Source organism: Stenotrophomonas sp. CASM110, assembly GCF_049384345.1.
GTDB classification, from domain to species: domain Bacteria; phylum Pseudomonadota; class Gammaproteobacteria; order Xanthomonadales; family Xanthomonadaceae; genus Stenotrophomonas; species Stenotrophomonas muris.
Map to the genome: position 1 here is coordinate 128,886 of NZ_JBMRGI010000004.1, position 15,745 is coordinate 144,630.

The following is a 15,745-nucleotide window of genomic DNA, read 5'->3' on the forward strand; positions in this document are numbered from 1 at the left end:
AATGCTAATCTTTCTCATTTGCAGCCCGTCCCGACCCCCTCATGCCGCTTCCAAGCCCGCTCAAGCACGCCCTCTGCCTGGCGCTGCCCCTTTCCCTGGCTACGCCTGCACTGGCCTCCGAGGCCTCCGCTGACACCCCGAAGGACCTGGACAAGGTCGAAGTCCGCGGCCGCGCGCAGACCCTGTACCGCGCCAACGATGCGGCCGTCGGCACCCGCACCGATACCCCGTTGGAACTGGTGCCGCAGTCGATCCAGGTCGTGCCGCGCGAGCTGATCGACGACCAGGCCGCGCGCCAGGTCACCGATCTGTACCGCAGCATCAGCGGCATCAGCTTCTTCAGCTATGCCGGCGTCACCCTGCGCGGGTTCCGCCAGGAGAACGTTCTCTACGACGGCCTGCGTGGTGATCCCTATGCGGGCTTCTCGGTGCCGCAACTGTTCAATATCGAACGCGTGGAAGTACTGAAAGGTCCGGCCGGTGCGCTGTACGGCGGTGGTGATGCGGGCGGTGTCATCAACTATGTAACGCGCAAGCCCAAGGCGCGCGCCGAACGCCGCATCGAGCTGCAGGCAGGCGACAAGGACTTCCGCGCCGGATCGATCGAAGGCACCGGCCCCTTGAATGCCAGCGGCAGCATTCGCTATCGCGCCGGCCTGTATGCCGACAGCGAGCAGGGCGTGCGCTGGAATGCCGACAGCGAAAGCGTGATCGGCGATGCCTCGCTGGCCTTCGACGTTGGCCAGACCGGCGAGCTGGTGCTGCAGTTCACCGACATCACCCAGAACCTGGGCGGCAACCGCCTGCGCGGCGTGCCGGTGAACGATGCCGGCAGCTTCCTGACCGACCGCCGCTGGAACCACAACGAGGCCAGTGACTTCCTCGACATGCGCGCCAAGGTCGCACTGGCGCAGTATCGCTTCGCACCGCGCGACAACCTGGACGTGGACCTTGCTGCGCGCTGGTTCAGCAACAACGAGCACCAGATGTACCACGAGCCGATGGGGCTGATTGATCGTGACCGCGACGGCGTGGCCGAGTGGATGACGCGCCAGCTGCGCAACCAGATCCGTGACAACACTGCCTTCACCGCCAGCGGCAATGCCGTCTGGCGGATCAACACCGGCCGTATCGAACACAAGGTGCTGTTCGGCGCCGACGTGTACCAGCTCGACGCCGACTTCACCGCGCAGACCGCCAACAGCGCCGACCTGGCACGCGGCGCCGGCCCGGTGCGCGGCATCGACCTGTTCAACCCGGTCTATGGCGCGAGCACCTGGCATGACTACAACCTGGCCGCCCTGCCGTGGCGCAGCACCGCCACCCGCAGCAAGCGCTACGGCGGCTACCTGCAGGATGAGCTGGCACTGGGCACGCGCTGGCATGTGCTGGCCGGGCTGCGCTGGGATGGCTTCAAGGATCAGGACCGCATGGGTGGCGGCAGCGTGGATGGCAACGATCTCAGCTGGCGCCTGGGCAGTACCTTTACCGTCCGGGACGGCGTGAACCTGTATGCCAACATCGCCAGCGGCTTCGTGCCGCAGAGTGCCACCAACCAGAACCCGGCGGCCGGCGGACCGTTCGACGCGGAGCGCAGCAGGCAATGGGAAGTCGGCCTAAAGTCCCTGCTGGCCGACCGTGTGACCCTGAACATGGCGGCCTACCGCATCGACCGCAGCAACATCGTGCAGGCCACCGGCGAGGTGATCGGCGGGGTAAACCAACTCGCTGCACTGGGCCTGGTACGCAGCACGGGCATGGAACTGGACCTGCTGGCCGACGTGACCGAGCGCTGGGTGGTGAACCTGACCTACGCCTACAACGATGCACGGGTGAAGGATGCCGGACCGAACGGCATCACCAATGCCTCCGGCGACCGCTTCGCCAATGCGCCACGCAACAAGCTCGGCCTGTGGACGCGCTACGACCTGCCGTCGATCAACTCGGCCATCGGCTTCGGCGCCGACCATGTGGGCGAGCGTGTCAGCCTGGATGGGCAGGCGGTCAAGGCATACACGGTATTCGACATGAGCTGGAAGACCACGTGGAAGCAGTGGCAGTTCCAGGCCAACGTCAAGAACCTGTTCGACAAGGTGTACGCAGCCAGTGGCTTCATCGAGCGCAACGGGCACTTCCCGGGCGAGCCGCGGCGGGTGTATGTGCAGGCGGCCTACCGCTTCTGAGAAGGCCTTCCAGCAGAGCCGGGCGCCCGCTCGGCTCTGCTACGTAACCTCAGCCCATCCGCATCGCAGGGTTGTCACGCGCGTGGACGTCGTTGTCCTGCTGGCGCTGCATGGCCGCCTGCTGTCGCTCCAGGCTGGCGGCCTCGATCTGCCGCAGCGAGTGTTCGACCGGCGTCTGCACTGCCGTGTCCGTAGGCATGACCGCTCGCAGATGCGCGGGATCGCTCATCTCGCCCTGCACCACGAACACGTTGCGGCCGGCCGGATGCTCGGCGGTCTGCGCGCTCAGCAGCACATGGTCGGCCCGTTCAAGCTGGTTGCGACGGGCCAATGCCATCACGCTCGCTACGAGGCGCTCACTGTTCTCGTCGTGGGTACGCCCGGCGCCGGCATCGATCGCGGCCACGCCTTCGCGCACCTGTTGCATCAGTGCGTAGTCGCGGTGGCCCGGACCAATGTCGGCCAGGCGGGTCGGTGCCTGCGAGAAATCCGGCACGTCGTCCACGGCTGCGGTCAGCGGGCTGCGGGTGATGGTCCGGTACGGGTCGTCCGGGTGGAACTGGGTGCGTTTTTCCTGGCGCTCCAGACGAACCTCGCGCGCGTCGTTGAGCTCGGCGATGCGGGCCGGATCGGTGATCTCACCCATCGACATGTGGCCACCACCCGCGCTGACACTGGCCCATTTCCTGTCCGCTTCGAAGTACATCGCGTAGTAGCTGTTGCCACCGATGACGTTCGGATCGACCGCCGAGCGCCCTTCCAGTGCCTGGGTGGCTTCCAGCACGCTCAACCGGGTCAGGTATTGCCCGCCCTTCGTCCATCCCATCTGGCTGATGGCATCGACGCTGGTGTTGCCTACGCGCGGGCCTCCGGCGTAGTCATTGTTGAGCATGTTGGTCCAGATCTGTTCCAGCTTCTCGGGGCCGCTCTTCTGCTCAGCCGCCTGCAGCAACACGCGCGGCGTCCAGCAGTTGGGATCGAGTTCATGCCGTTCAAATGCGCGGTCGTGAGCCAGCATCACGTCCTTGCCGGGGAGATTCAGTGCAAGTTCGGGACGCCCCTGCTCCATCCAGAACAGGCGTCGCTCCAGGTCCTGGCGCAGAAGCGTCTGCCCAAACATCTCCCATTGCCGCTCGCTCAGCTGCGCATCGGGAAAGCCGGAGCCCTTGCCTTCCTGATCTCGGGCGTAATCCTGTGCGTAGCTGTTTGCAACGCGGCCTGGCAGGCTGTCGTTGCGAACAACACCCAGCGCAAGCGTGCCATAGCCATCCGCATCTGGCAGCTGCGACAGATAGTTCCAGTACAACTCACGGTTTCCGGCCTTGCCATAGCTGGCCAGAATCCTGAGATTCTCTTGCGTCAATCCGCCCATCGCCTGCTCCTGAATGCACTCACTGCCGGACGCGGGAGCGCGCGAGAAGATCCCGCACCGCATCTTCCATCCGCTTCCAGTCCGCCAGGAAGGCCCGCTTGTAGTTCAGCGAGATGGAAAGCTTGTTCTCCACATCCGAGAAATAGTGGAAGCACCCCGCAGCGGCTTGCCCTTGCTCACTGATGACCTGATCGCCCTGCAGGCGAACGCCATCCCCCCGAAACGCCGTGCTTTCGCATTTGATGAATGTGGTCAGGCTGCCGTTGGGAGCGCGCGCGATGTACCAGTCATCTTCATAGGCAGGATTACGGGTGGGCGGTTTTCCATAGCGTGCCTCGTGTTCCTTCGAGAAAATCCCCATCCTCGTTTCATCAATGGCGTAAGGCGTCAGTCCCATGACGTCGGGCCGCGCAATACGCAGATCGAGTCGATCCCGAGGATCCCCTCGCTCCACCGATCCTTCCTCGGCGGATGCCTGGTTGGAGGACAATCGCTCCAATGATGTTTCGATTGGCGCACGATCGATGTAGTCGATCGCCACAGCAATTTCCTTCCGGAAATCATTCGTACGCGGATTGGCCCGGGCGCCCGGCGCCGTCGGCTTCATGTCCGGCCACTCGATGACCAGCGTCACGCCCTCGCCGGGCCACGGTGCGATCTGGCTGTCCAGGTAGTTGGCCGGAATGCGGAAAGTGTTCGGCCCGAGCTTCACGTCCACGGGCGCATCGGTATAGGTGTGGCCGTTGATCGTGCGGCCGGTCTGCGTTGCGCCGGACATGGCGGGATTCCTTTCGTGTTCGGTGGACGGCGGCCGCGCACACGCGCCGGCACTCACCGCGACGGCAAGTGCAAGCGTCAGGCAACGGCCGGGGGACATCACGTGCATGGGCATTCCATTGCAGAGTTCCCAATCGATTATAGGTAAAACTGCGGAGGCGAACGAAGGGTCCGCGCCCAAGGCTTAAAGGCCTAGGCGAAAACCACTTTAGACCCGAGCCCGTGACCGGCTCACCCGGGGGGCCGGTCAGGCCATCCGCATGGCCGGGGTGTCGCGCGCCCGCGCATCGACCTCCTGCTGCTGGCGCTGCGCGTGTGCCTGTTCACGTTCCGCACCCACTGCCTGCAGGGCCTGCAGTGACTGCTCGACCGGCGTCTGCACCGCCCGGTCCGTGGGCATGGAGGCCCGCAGATGCGCCGGATCATTCAACTCGCCCTGCACCACGAACACGTTGCGGCCGGCCGGATGATCGGCGGTCTGCGCGCTCAGCAGGACATGGTCGGCACGTTCAAGCTGGTTGTGACGCGCCAAGGCCATCACGCTCGCCACCAGGCGCTCGCTGTTCTCATCATGGGTACGTCCCGCGCTGGCATCGATCGCGGCCACGCCTTCGCGCACCTGCTGCATCAAGGCGTACTCACGGTGGCCAGGACCAATGTCGGCCAGACGGGTCGGGGCCTGCGCGGGATCCGGCACGTCGTCCACGGCTGCGGTAAGCGGACTGCGGGTGATGGTCCGGTACGGGTCGTCCGGGTGGAACTGGGTTCGCTTTTCCTGCCGTTCCAGACGAACCTCGCGCGCGTCGTTGAGTTCGGCGATACGGGCGAGGTCAGTGATCTCCCGCATCGACATATGGCCGCCACCCGCGCTGACACTGGCCCACTTCCTGTCCGCTTCGAAGTACATCGCGTAGTAGCTGTTGCCACCGATGACGTTCGGATCGACCGCCGAGCGTCCTTCCAATGCCTGGGTAGCTTCCAGCACGCTCAACCGGGTCAGGTACTGCCCGCCCTTCGCCCATCCCATCTGGCTGATGGCATCGACGCTGGTGTTGCCTACGCGCGGGCCCCCGGCGTAGTCATTGTTGAGCATGTTGGTCCAGATCTGTTCCAGCTTCTCGGGGCCGCTCTTGTCCGAGGCGGCTTGCAGGAGCACTCGAGGAGTCCAGCAATTGGGGTCCAGTCTGTGCTGCTCGAAAGCGCGGTCATGAGCCAGCATGACGTCAGCGCCAGGCAGATTCAGCGCGAGATCCGCACGTCCGTTTCCCATCCACGCCTGTCGAAGCTCCAGATCTTCCCGCAGCAGTGTCCGCCCGAATGCTTCCCACTGGCGCTCGCTCAGCTCGGCATTTGGAAAGCGCGAACCTTCGTCATTCTGAGATCTGGCATGGCTTTGCGCGTAGGCATTGGCCACGCGTCCAGGCAAACTGTCATTACGTACCACACCTAGCGCCAGCGTACCGTAGCCGTCCGAACCCGGCAGTTGCGACAGGTAGTTCCAGTACAGCTCACGATTACCGGCATCTGCATAATCGATGAGGATTCTGATGTCCTTCTGGGTCAGGCCGCTCATTGCTTTCTCCTTGAGCCTCGTCGTTTAGCGCGTCCGTGCTGCAGCAAGAACATCGCGAACAGCATCTTCCATGCGTTTCCAGTCTTTCAAGAAAGCTCTCTTGTAATGCAGGGAGATGGATAGGCTGTCAGAGATATCGACAAAGTAGTGAACGCATCCGGCAGCCACAGGATCGTCCAGATCAATGACCTCGTCCTGCGTCAGGCGCACTCCGTCCCCCAGGAACGTTGCGCTATCGCACTTGATGAAGCTTGTCAGTCCCCCAGCACCGTCCCGTGCAACATACCAGTCGCGCTCGAATGCCGGATTGCGGACAGGCGGCTTCCCATACCGGGCCTCGTACTTCTTCGCGTACAACACCATCTTCGCTTCATCGATTGCATAGGGCGTCAGGCCCAAGGTCTCCGGCTGTGCAACGCGTTGATCGAGACGGTCCCTGGGATCCTCCCTTTCCACAGAACCCTCCTCCGTGATGGCTTCATTTGAGGAAAGCCTTGAAAGCGAAGTCTCAATTGGAATGCGATCGATGTAGTTGATACGAACAGCAATCTCCTTCCGGAAATCATTCGTACGCGGATTGGCCCGGGCACCCGGCGGCGTCGGCTTCATGTCCGGCCACTCGATGACCAGCGTCACGCCCTCGCCGGGCCACGGTGCGATCTGGCTGTCCAGGTAGTTGGCCGGAATGCGGAAAGTGTTCGGCCCGAGCTTCACGTCCACGGGCGCATCGGTATAGGTGTGGCCGTTGATCGTGCGGCCGGTCTGGGGTGCGCCGGACATGGCGGGATTCCTTTCGTGTTCGGTGGACGGCGGCCGTGCACACGCGCTGGCACTCGTTGCGACGGCGAGTGCAAGCGTCAGGCAACGGCCGGGGGACATCACGTGCATGGGCATTCCATTGCAGGGTTCCAGCGCCACTATAGGGAACCGGGCGTCAACGGAACAGGAACCGCGTCGCAGCCCTTCACGGCACCAGGCAGCGTTCCACCTGCAGCGACAGCGCCTGGCAGGCGTTGAACAGACCTTCGACCACGGCGGCGGAGGGACAGCAGGCAGGATCGTCGTTCTCCCGTGCCACATGCGCGGCATGCAGCACCGCGGTCAACGCCGTGATGCCCGAAACGCTGCGGGTCGCCAGGGCCATGTCGAAGGCGCGGCCGGGGCTCAGGCACATTTCACTCCAGGCCTCGCCATCAGCGCGCAGGTTCCTGCCGTGGCCTTTCAGGTGTGCAAAGAATGCCGATGGGGTGACGAACTCGGCTGATTCGCGGAGCGCGTCCTCCAGCGTTTCGGCCAAGGCAGCGGGAAGATCAAGTACAGCGGCACCCAGCAGCGCGTGCAGGCGGGGATGGTCGGGAAAACGTTCGGGCATGACGGCAACCTCACGATGTGGCCACCTGCAGATGCAAGGTGGCGGACGGTGCGGGTTGGCGTGCCGGATACGTACCGCTAAAGCCGGCGGATCGGAAGATCCCCACGCACCGTCCACCATGAGCCGGTAGGCGGTGCATTGTCGCGGTTGCAGCTTCGGCTGCAATCGCGACCGGTAGCGGTACGTAAGTTCGGGACGCCAATCCCGGCCAGGGCGAGTGCCTTGGCGCGGCGATGATGGGCGCACTCCATCGCCGAAGCAAAGTAGGAAAAGTCCGCGCTGACGCGTTCCTACGCTGGTTGCGTCACAGGATGGCGAACCGTCCACCGACTGACGTGCTTCGTTGATACATCGCGCCTGCCTGCGCGTACTACCCAACGATCACATCGAGCCGAACGCGACACGCCGACCATGGCGATCGCGCAGAAATTCGCAATACGCACGGCCTCCGCCTTCAGCTGGAGCACAGACGTTCCGCGCTGGATGCACACCGGGAACGCTTGCATGGAGGAGCCCACAGGCACATTCGAGCGCGATCTGATCACAACGAAATGTCTGCGCCACGCCATTTTCGTACGAGATCCGCGAGGTGAGGACTATAGTCGCCGACCTCAATGGATCAAGAGCTCATTATGGAATTCACTTCCTGGCGCAACATTCTTGTTGCCGCTGGCGTGGCGGTCGCACTTTCCGTGGCCGCCTACAACGACCATCACCGTCATGCCCTCACTGACGGTGCTGAAGGGCGCGATGCAGTGGGCCTCGTCACCGAGGTGCATTGGGATGAGAAAAGGGGCAGAAAGAGCAACTTCGTCCTGAATGTCGAGTTCGAAACCGAAGACGGCCAATCACGCGTCGAGAAGATCGCGGTCTCCAACGACCTTGGCAATCGGATGCGTGCCACCGACGAGGCGGAAGAGATTGATATCCGCTACAACGCCGAGGATCCATCGGTGGCTGTGGCTGTGGCCGCGGGCGAAGCGGACAACTCCCTGCTGTTGTTGTGGCTGGCAATCGCCTCCGCGCTGGTCACCCTGGCACTGCTGGCCACCCGGGTGGTGCAGGGCCGGAAAGCGCAGCCGGCCTGAGCCATCCAGGCGCGGGCGCATCCAGAATGCGCTCGCGCAGAGCCAAAAGTGTCTTCAACTCTGGCAATCGCCTTCCGTGCTTCCATGGCCGCGATAGGTTTCACCCCACTCGCGCATGGCCAGCAGCACCGGCACCAGCGTGCGCCCGAACTCGGACAGCTCGTATTCCACTTTCGGCGGCACTTCCGGGTACACGTGGCGGATCACCACGCCATCGGCTTCCAGTTCACGCAGCTGGCTGGTGAGCATGGACTGGGTGGCATTAGGCACCCGTCGCGTCAATTCCATGAAACGCCGCTTGCCGGTCATCAGGTGAAACAAAATGATCGGCTTCCACACGCCGCCCATCACCGACAGCGTGACCTCCACGGCACACCCGCTCTTGCCATCCCAACGCTTGCTACGCATGCATACTCCGGAAAACCATAGTACCTACGGAAAATCATCGTTCTTGTTGCGATAACGGTGGGAGCCTAGCATGGGGCCATCCACTGAACGTGAGCCCCCAACCATGAGTTTCAAGGCACTGCTGACCCGCAAGACGAACGACGGCGTATCCACGGAACTCGTCGATTTCAATGAAGCCGACCTGGTGGACGGCGACGTCCTGGTACAGGTCGAGTACTCCACGCTCAACTACAAGGATGCGCTTGCCCTCACCGGCAAGAGTCCGGTCATCCGGACGTTCCCGCTCATTCCCGGCATCGATCTGGCAGGCGTGGTGCTGGAATCCAGCAGGGCCGACTTCAAGCCAGGCGACCGCGTCGTGCTCAATGGCTGGGACCTGAGCATGAGCCACCACGGCGGCCTGGCACAGCGCGCCCGCGTACGCGGCGAATGGCTCAACCGGATTCCCGGCAACCTGAGCACCCGCGACGCCATGGCCATCGGCACCGCTGGCTATACCGCGATGCTGTGCGTGCTGGCCCTGGAGCATGCAGGGGTGACGCCTGCACAGGGCGATGTGCTGGTTACCGGTGCCAACGGCGGCGTCGGCTCGATTGCGGTGGCGATCCTTTCAAAGCTGGGTTATCGCGTGGTGGCCGCCACCGGGCGGCCGGAGCACGCCGAGTATCTGCACAACCTGGGTGCGGCCGAGATCATCGATCGTGCGCAGCTCTCGGAGCCGCGCGAGCGGCCGGTGAGTGCCGAGCGATGGGCCGGCGTGGTGGATGTGGCCGGCGGCCCAACGCTGGTCAATGCCATCGCCGAAACGAAGTACCGCGGTGCCGTGGCCGCCTGTGGCCTGGCCCAGAGCGATGCACTGCACGGCTCGGTGCTGCCCTTCATCCTGCGCAATGTGACCCTTGCGGGCGTGGATTCGGTGAATGCCCCACAAGAGGTTCGCCAGCGCGCCTGGGATCGGCTCGCGACCGACCTGGACCCGCAGAAGCTGGAAAGCACCGTGCAGCAGATCGGCCTCGCCGAGGTGCTGGATGTCTATGAGCAGATCATCCCCGGCAAGGTGCGCGGCCGCATTGTCGTGGATGTGAACGCCTGACGCCTGCCGCGCCGGCGAGGGTGCAATGCCATCGCTGGCGCGCGTGCGCGAGTGACCGGAAACCCAGCGCGCCATGCCAAGCCGCCTTATCATGGGGCGGCAAGGGCACTTTACGCCCAGTGACGTACGCAGGGCAGTATCTGGATGTCTATGGAATGGCGCCCCTCGGGCTGGGGCCAGCGTGTGACCCGCTCGCCGGACTGGCAGTTGCGGCTGGATGGCGAACAGCTCGCGCTTTTGATCGACGGCAGGCAGTACCGCCAGCAGGTGGCGAACGAACACAGCGTGCGGGTCGTTCGCGGCGTGCTCTGGTCCCGGGTCGAACTGACGACCGAGCACGGTGAAGCACTGTCCGTGGATGGGCTGCCCAACAGCCAGGGCTCCCGGCTTGCGGCTGCCGTGCAGCATATGCTTTTCGCGCGCTCCAGGCGGGGGCGCAAAGCACTGTTTGAGCGCGCTCTGGCGGAGATCCAGGCGTGGCTGGCCGAAGCAGACGCGCTTACCGACCGAGGCACCACCGGACGCCGCTGGATCACCCACGAACAGCAGCAGGCGTTGCTGGCCGACCGCCCCGCCCTGCCCCTGCCGCCCGCCGAGCTGGAGCAGCTGTTCCTCGACGAGGAGGTGCACGACGACCTGCACGCGCCCGGCCACCGCATGGCGCTGGACGCCCTGCACGACTGGCAGCTGGATTGGCCCGCCGTCTGGGCCGAGGCCAACGCGACCATGGCAGAGCGCGAGCGGGTGCTGGCCAAGGACTTCCTGGACCGGGTCGAGAGCAAGCCCCTGACCGAGGAACAAGCCCACGCCGTCATCTGCTTCGACAACCGGGTACAGGTCGTGGCCGCGGCCGGCTCTGGGAAAACCTCCACAATGGTCGCCAAGGCCGCTTATGCCATCGACCGCGGCTTTGTCGAACCCGAACGGATCGTGATGCTCGCCTTCAACAAGGACGCCGCCCAGGAGCTGGAGGAGCGCGCGCAGCGATGCTTCGACCGGCTCGGCATGGGCGACACCGTGGTGGAAGCCCGGACTTTCCACGCCCTGGGCCTGTCCATCATCGCCAAAGCCACAGGGCGCAAGCCGGATATCCCGGAATGGGCGGTCGACGCGACGCTGGGCTTCAACAAGCTGGCCGAACTGGTGGACGACCTGAAGGACCGCTCGACCCATTTCCGCACCCAGTGGGACATGTTCCGCCTGGTGTTCGGGCGCGACCTGCCGCCGTTCGGTGCCGACATGATGGCCGATGGTTACGACCGCGATGGCACGCCCTACATCCGCACCCTGAAGGGTGAGCGGGTGAAGAGCCTGGAGGAGTGCGTCATCGCCGATTGGCTGTTCTACAACGGCGTGGCGTACGACTACGAGCGGCGCTACGAATTCGATACCGCGACAGACACCCATCGCCAGTATCGCCCGGACTTCTACTATCCGGACGCCCAGCTGTATCACGAGCACTTTGCGCTGGATGCCGATGGCCAGCCGCCGAAGCACTTTGCCAACTACAGCGAAGGGATGCACTGGAAGCGCCAGCAGCATGTGGCGCGCGGCACCGCTCTGGTCGAGACGACGTCGTTTGGCCTGCGCAGTGGACAGGCCCTGCAGCATCTTGCCGAGCGGCTTGGCGCGTCTGATGTCGAGCTTGACCCGAACCCCGACCGCGAGCTGCCCGATCAAGGCGCCAAGCCGATGCCGGATGCTGACCTGATCGGACTGATGCGCACCTTCATTGCCCATGCCAAGAGCAACTGCCTGACACTGGACGATATGGCGGCGCGCCTGCGGCAGATGCCCGAGGATCAGTTCAAGGAACGCTACCGGCGCTTCCTGGAGATCGCCGGGCCGGTTTTCCAGGCCTGGGACAACGCACTGGCTGACGAGCGCAGCATCGACTTCGAAGACATGCTCAACATGGCGGCCGGGCTGCTGGAACAGGGCCACTATGAATCGCCCTACGAACTGGTGATGGCCGACGAATTCCAGGACGCATCGCGCGCCCGCGCGCGCCTCTGCCGTGCCCTGGTCAGCCAACCGGGCCGCCATCTGTTTGCGGTGGGCGATGACTGGCAATCGATCAATCGCTTCGCTGGCGCCGACGTTGCGGTGATGACTGGATTCGGCGAATGGATGGGCCATGGCCAGGTGCTGAAACTGGAGCAGACGTTCCGCTGCCCACAGGCACTGTGTGATGTGTCCAGCCGCTTCATCAGCCGCAACCCCGCGCAGATCGCCAAAAACGTTCGCTCTGCTGCGCCGGCAATGGGCCCGGTGCTGCAGGCGTTCCAGATGAACCGGCGCGAGGAGGTGCAGGATGGCGTTCGCCAGTACCTTGCGAAGCTGCACCAGCAACTGTTGTCAGGTGCAGTGCCGCAGGGCCGCACCGGGCGCGTGACGGTCTTTGTTCTGGGGCGGTATCGCGCGGATCGCGGTGCGATGCCTTCGGATTGGAAGACGGCCTTCGGCAGCACGATGGACGTCGAGTTCCTTACCGCACATCGATCGAAGGGGCGCGAGGCGGACTACGTGATCCTGCCGGGCATGATCAACCGCAGCTTCCCGAGCCTGCGCGCGGATGACCCGGTGCTTTCGCTGGCAATGCCGGACGGCGATACCTATCCGCTGAGCGAAGAACGGCGCCTGTTCTATGTCGCGCTGACGCGTGCGCGACGGTCGGTCGCGATGTTCACCCTGCAGGGCAAGCACTCGCCATTTCTGGATGAGCTGGTGAAGGACGGGGCAGTGGAAGTAACCGCGATTTCAGGCGCGGCCATCCACGATGAGCGCTGCCCGGTGTGCAAGGTGGGCGTGTTCGTGGACCGGAATGGGCCACATGGGGCTTTCCGGTCGTGCTCGAGTTACCCGTTGTGCCACAACAAGCCAACAGGTGGGCGTCGGGGCTGAATGCCGCTCCCTCCACATATGCCTGCCTGCATCAGGGCACATAGGCACCGTCTCGGTTTCGCCCCCGGCACGATCCGCGCCATGGCGTTTCCGGAAGCGAAAAAGCCCCGGCAGGACCGAGGCTTTTGTCTGGAGGGTGGCAAGGTTGCAGGGTATCGCAAGGTCCCCACACGTCCCCGCCGCGCCCTGCTACGGGATAATGCAGCCGTTCAGACGCAGGCATTGCATATAGTTCCGGGTGCAGATACTCAAGTTTGTACCTGACGCCTCGCATGCAATGTACTGGACCTCGCAGACGGAACAAGGGCCGGGGGCTTTCGCCGTGGCGCTACCGATTCCAAAGGTCAACGCACAGGCCGCAACAGCAACAGAAAGCTTGAATCCAATCTTCATGCCATGACTCCGTTGGTCGCCCTCCTTGGGCATCCGAAGCCTAGCGCGGGTGCCGGGTGCATTCAAATTTCCCGGCGCGAACGTTTGTGCACTTGAAATGATTACCGCCCTTGAATGAAGCAGTTCCCTGTTGTCAGAGGAATGCACCGGTTTATTCGTTCAACTGACCCTCGCGACCGGATGGCGGGCCAGCAAGGGCCGTAGCAACAAAAAAGCCCCTGTTCCCAGGGGCTCTTTGAAACAACTGGCGGAGAGAGTGGGATTCGAACCCACGGAAGGTTTAACCCTTCGCCGGTTTTCAAGACCGGTGCCTTAAACCGCTCGGCCATCTCTCCAATCGGGTCCCGGTCGCCCGGGCAGCGCCGTATTCTCGCACGTGAAGGGCATTTGCCCAAGACCACCTTGCCCCTGCCCTCCGCATCCGGCACGGTGGGGGCCTTCACCGCACTCGGAGCCGCCATGGCCCATCTCGATCTGGCCAACCTGCGCACCTGCTTGCTGGACGACACCCAGCTGGCCGCTGTGGCCCTGCACCGCACCTTCGCCGGGCACCTGCCGGTCAGCAGCGGGCACGTGGTGGTCTGCGATCCGCTGGTGCAGGCCGAGGCGCCTGCGCTGGCCGACTACACCGCCCCGCTGGGCCGGCATCCGGTCGAGATCATCGTGCACAGCGGCCGCCCGGCGTTGGCCGTGGTCTGGTTCAAGCCACGCGAAGCTCTCACCGCGACCGCCCTGCACTGGCAGATGGCGCGCTGGACCACGCAGGACCTGACCGGACTGGATGAGGACAGCTTCATCGGCTACCCGGTCGACGCTGGCATCGGTTGCTTCATGGACACCGACACCCAGCAGGCGCTGCTGGCCCTGATCGAACAGGCCGATGGCGACGAAGACGGTGAATGGTCGGATGCACTGATCGACCACGATGGCCTGGATGAAGGCGCCGAATATCGCCCCTGGGGCGAGGACTCGCCGCACGGCCTGGTGGTGTTCACCAGCGGCTGGGGCGACGGTGTCTATCCCAGCTACTGGGCGCTGGATACGTCCGGCATTCCGGTCGCCCTGGTCACCGATTTCCTGTGCATCCAGGGCGGCGACGGGCGCGACGAGCGCGAGATTGCCGACCAGGCCTATCGCGACAACCTGCCAGCTGCGGAAGCCGAGGCGCTGGCGCGGCTGGTGGCTGCAGTAGAACGAGACGACGCGGAGGCATTGCAAATCCTGTTGGAGGATGCGCCGCAGCGCGCCAACCTGATCGAACCGGGCTGTGGCGGCACCGCCCTGTACGAGGCGATCCGCCTGGATCGTCCGCAGGCATTGCGGGTGCTGTTGCAGGGCGGCGCATTGCCGGCAATGCCCGAACGCCTGCACATGAGCAAGGTGACCAGCTATCTGGACTATGCGCGATTCCTGAAGAAGCCACGCAGCGCGGAGCTGATGGCGGTGCTGGAAGCGCCCGTCGTTGCAGCCGGACCGCCACCGGCCGCACCGCGACGCCGTAGTTTCTGGGACCGGCTGTTCGGCCGGAACTGATCGGCGCCGGAATACAGCAACGCCGGGCATGGCCCGGCGCTACCTTCGCGCCTTCTCAGCCGGCATCCACCGCCAGCGCACCCAGTGCACTGGCCTTGATCCGCTCCTTGGCCTTTTCACAGGCGCCACCGCAATCCAGGCGCGAGGCCTCCAGCTGCGGCGGCAGGTGCTCGGCCAGGAAGTCGATGAACACGCGCACCGCCGGCAGCAGGCCGCGGCGCGAGGCGAACACGGCGTGGCACACGCCCTGCGGCAGCGACCAGTCCGGCAGCACCACTTCCAGCTCGCCATTACGCACGGCGTCGGCGCACACGGTTTCCGGCAGCATGGTGATGCCGAAACCGTCCTTCACCATGCTCTGCAGCAGCGGGAAGTCGAAGCCGGCCACGCGCGGCTGCAGGTCGACCCGGCGCACTTCGCCTTCCGGGCCATGCAGTTCCCAGCGCTGGCGGGCTTCGTCTTCGCTGATGCTGAGGGTCACGTGCTGGGTCAGCTCTTCCGGGTCCTTGGGGCGGCCGGCGCGGTCGAGGTACTTCGGGCTGGCCACCAGCAGTTCCTGCACCTGGCCGAAGCTGCGCATCACCAGGCTGCCGTCGTCGTCCAAGCGCGAACGCACGCGCAGGGCCACGTCGTAGCCTTCGTTGATGATGTCCACGCGGCGGTTGCTGATGTTCAGCTGCAGCCGCACCTTCGGATACTGCTCAAGGAACTTGGGCAGCAGCTTGGGCAGCTGCATCTGCGCCAGTGACACCGGCACGCTGGCGCGCACCACGCCGCGCGGTTCGGCGCTGAGGCGGTCCACCACTTCGCGGGCGGCCTGGGCCTCGGCCAGCATCGTCTGCGCATGCCGGTGCACGCTGGTGCCGACATCGGTGACCGCGAAACGGCGCGTGGAGCGCTGCAGCAGGCGCACGCCCAGGTCGGTTTCCAGCTGGCTGATGCGGCGGCTCAGTCGCGACTTGGGGATGCCCAAAGCGCGCTCGGCGGCGGCGAATCCGCCGTGGTCGACCACCATCGCGAAGTAGTACAGGTCATTCAGGTCATGCATG

The 15,745-nt window shown here is 64.5% G+C and carries 12 protein-coding genes and 1 tRNA gene; 5 read left to right on the forward strand and 8 right to left on the reverse strand.

The annotated features are described in order from the left end of the window. Positions 1–41: 41 nt before the first annotated feature. On the forward strand, positions 42–2,183 hold the full coding sequence (locus VG561_RS04560) for a TonB-dependent siderophore receptor (RefSeq protein ID WP_423179409.1): 2,142 nt from the start codon (positions 42–44) through the stop codon (positions 2,181–2,183). 49 nt (positions 2,184–2,232) lie between these two features. On the opposite strand, the gene VG561_RS04565 is transcribed toward VG561_RS04560, so the two are convergent. The 5 genes from VG561_RS04565 to VG561_RS04585 form a co-directional block, all read right to left on the reverse strand. Next, on the reverse strand, positions 2,233–3,555 hold the full coding sequence (locus tag VG561_RS04565; RefSeq protein ID WP_423179410.1) for an XVIPCD domain-containing protein: 1,323 nt from the start codon (positions 3,553–3,555) through the stop codon (positions 2,233–2,235). Positions 3,556–3,574: 19 nt separating this feature from the next. Then, on the reverse strand, positions 3,575–4,441 hold the full coding sequence (locus tag VG561_RS04570; RefSeq protein WP_423179411.1) for a hypothetical protein: 867 nt from the start codon (positions 4,439–4,441) through the stop codon (positions 3,575–3,577). Between the two features lie 138 nt (positions 4,442–4,579). Further along, a complete protein-coding gene (locus tag VG561_RS04575) occupies positions 4,580–5,905 on the reverse strand; it encodes an XVIPCD domain-containing protein (protein ID WP_262087016.1) in 1,326 nt (441 codons plus the stop codon). Positions 5,906–5,929: 24 nt separating this feature from the next. Beyond that, on the reverse strand, positions 5,930–6,793 hold the full coding sequence (locus VG561_RS04580) for a hypothetical protein (protein WP_041863587.1): 864 nt from the start codon (positions 6,791–6,793) through the stop codon (positions 5,930–5,932). A 76-nt stretch (positions 6,794–6,869) separates the two neighbouring features. Continuing rightward, positions 6,870–7,277, reverse strand: coding sequence for a hypothetical protein (locus VG561_RS04585; RefSeq protein WP_423179412.1), 408 nt, complete (start codon positions 7,275–7,277; stop codon positions 6,870–6,872). A 632-nt stretch (positions 7,278–7,909) separates the two neighbouring features. On the opposite strand from VG561_RS04585, the gene VG561_RS04590 reads away from it, so the two are divergent. Beyond that, on the forward strand, positions 7,910–8,365 hold the full coding sequence (locus VG561_RS04590; RefSeq protein ID WP_075076630.1) for a DUF3592 domain-containing protein: 456 nt from the start codon (positions 7,910–7,912) through the stop codon (positions 8,363–8,365). Positions 8,366–8,419: 54 nt separating this feature from the next. On the opposite strand, the gene VG561_RS04595 is transcribed toward VG561_RS04590, so the two are convergent. Beyond that, positions 8,420–8,773, reverse strand: a complete 354-nt coding sequence (locus VG561_RS04595) for a winged helix-turn-helix transcriptional regulator (RefSeq protein WP_262087020.1) — start codon at positions 8,771–8,773, stop codon at positions 8,420–8,422. A 103-nt stretch (positions 8,774–8,876) separates the two neighbouring features. Between VG561_RS04595 and VG561_RS04600 the strand changes: the two genes are divergently transcribed. Beyond that, on the forward strand, positions 8,877–9,866 hold the full coding sequence (locus tag VG561_RS04600; RefSeq protein ID WP_262087022.1) for an MDR family oxidoreductase: 990 nt from the start codon (positions 8,877–8,879) through the stop codon (positions 9,864–9,866). Positions 9,867–10,016: 150 nt separating this feature from the next. Beyond that, positions 10,017–12,770, forward strand: a complete 2,754-nt coding sequence (locus VG561_RS04605) for a UvrD-helicase domain-containing protein (protein WP_423179413.1) — start codon at positions 10,017–10,019, stop codon at positions 12,768–12,770. 638 nt (positions 12,771–13,408) lie between these two features. Here the strand turns inward: VG561_RS04605 and VG561_RS04610 are convergent. Then, positions 13,409–13,498, reverse strand: a tRNA-Ser gene (locus VG561_RS04610). 124 nt (positions 13,499–13,622) lie between these two features. Between VG561_RS04610 and VG561_RS04615 the strand changes: the two genes are divergently transcribed. After that, positions 13,623–14,696, forward strand: a complete 1,074-nt coding sequence (locus VG561_RS04615; RefSeq protein ID WP_069118297.1) for a DUF4241 domain-containing protein — start codon at positions 13,623–13,625, stop codon at positions 14,694–14,696. Positions 14,697–14,751: 55 nt separating this feature from the next. Here the strand turns inward: VG561_RS04615 and VG561_RS04620 are convergent, their stop codons facing one another. Then, on the reverse strand, positions 14,752–15,744 hold the full coding sequence (locus VG561_RS04620; RefSeq protein WP_005410175.1) for a LysR family transcriptional regulator: 993 nt from the start codon (positions 15,742–15,744) through the stop codon (positions 14,752–14,754). Between the last annotated feature and the right edge of the window lies 1 nt (position 15,745).

Bases quoted from the DNA above. Each gene is read 5' to 3' on its own strand.
- VG561_RS04560 (WP_423179409.1), top strand. From the start codon at position 42: ATGCCGCTTCCAAGCCCGCTCAAGCACGCCCTCTGCCTGGCGCTGCCC.
- VG561_RS04615 (WP_069118297.1), top strand. From the start codon at position 13,623: ATGGCCCATCTCGATCTGGCCAACCTGCGCACCTGCTTGCTGGACGAC.
- VG561_RS04565 (WP_423179410.1), bottom strand. From the start codon at position 3,555: ATGGGCGGATTGACGCAAGAGAATCTCAGGATTCTGGCCAGCTATGGC.
- VG561_RS04585 (WP_423179412.1), bottom strand. From the start codon at position 7,277: ATGCCCGAACGTTTTCCCGACCATCCCCGCCTGCACGCGCTGCTGGGT.
- VG561_RS04595 (WP_262087020.1), bottom strand. From the start codon at position 8,773: ATGCGTAGCAAGCGTTGGGATGGCAAGAGCGGGTGTGCCGTGGAGGTC.
- VG561_RS04580 (WP_041863587.1), bottom strand. From the start codon at position 6,793: ATGCACGTGATGTCCCCCGGCCGTTGCCTGACGCTTGCACTCGCCGTC.
- VG561_RS04570 (WP_423179411.1), bottom strand. From the start codon at position 4,441: ATGCACGTGATGTCCCCCGGCCGTTGCCTGACGCTTGCACTTGCCGTC.
- VG561_RS04620 (WP_005410175.1), bottom strand. From the start codon at position 15,744: ATGCATGACCTGAATGACCTGTACTACTTCGCGATGGTGGTCGACCAC.
- VG561_RS04590 (WP_075076630.1), top strand. From the start codon at position 7,910: ATGGAATTCACTTCCTGGCGCAACATTCTTGTTGCCGCTGGCGTGGCG.
- VG561_RS04605 (WP_423179413.1), top strand. From the start codon at position 10,017: ATGGAATGGCGCCCCTCGGGCTGGGGCCAGCGTGTGACCCGCTCGCCG.
- VG561_RS04600 (WP_262087022.1), top strand. From the start codon at position 8,877: ATGAGTTTCAAGGCACTGCTGACCCGCAAGACGAACGACGGCGTATCC.
- VG561_RS04575 (WP_262087016.1), bottom strand. From the start codon at position 5,905: ATGAGCGGCCTGACCCAGAAGGACATCAGAATCCTCATCGATTATGCA.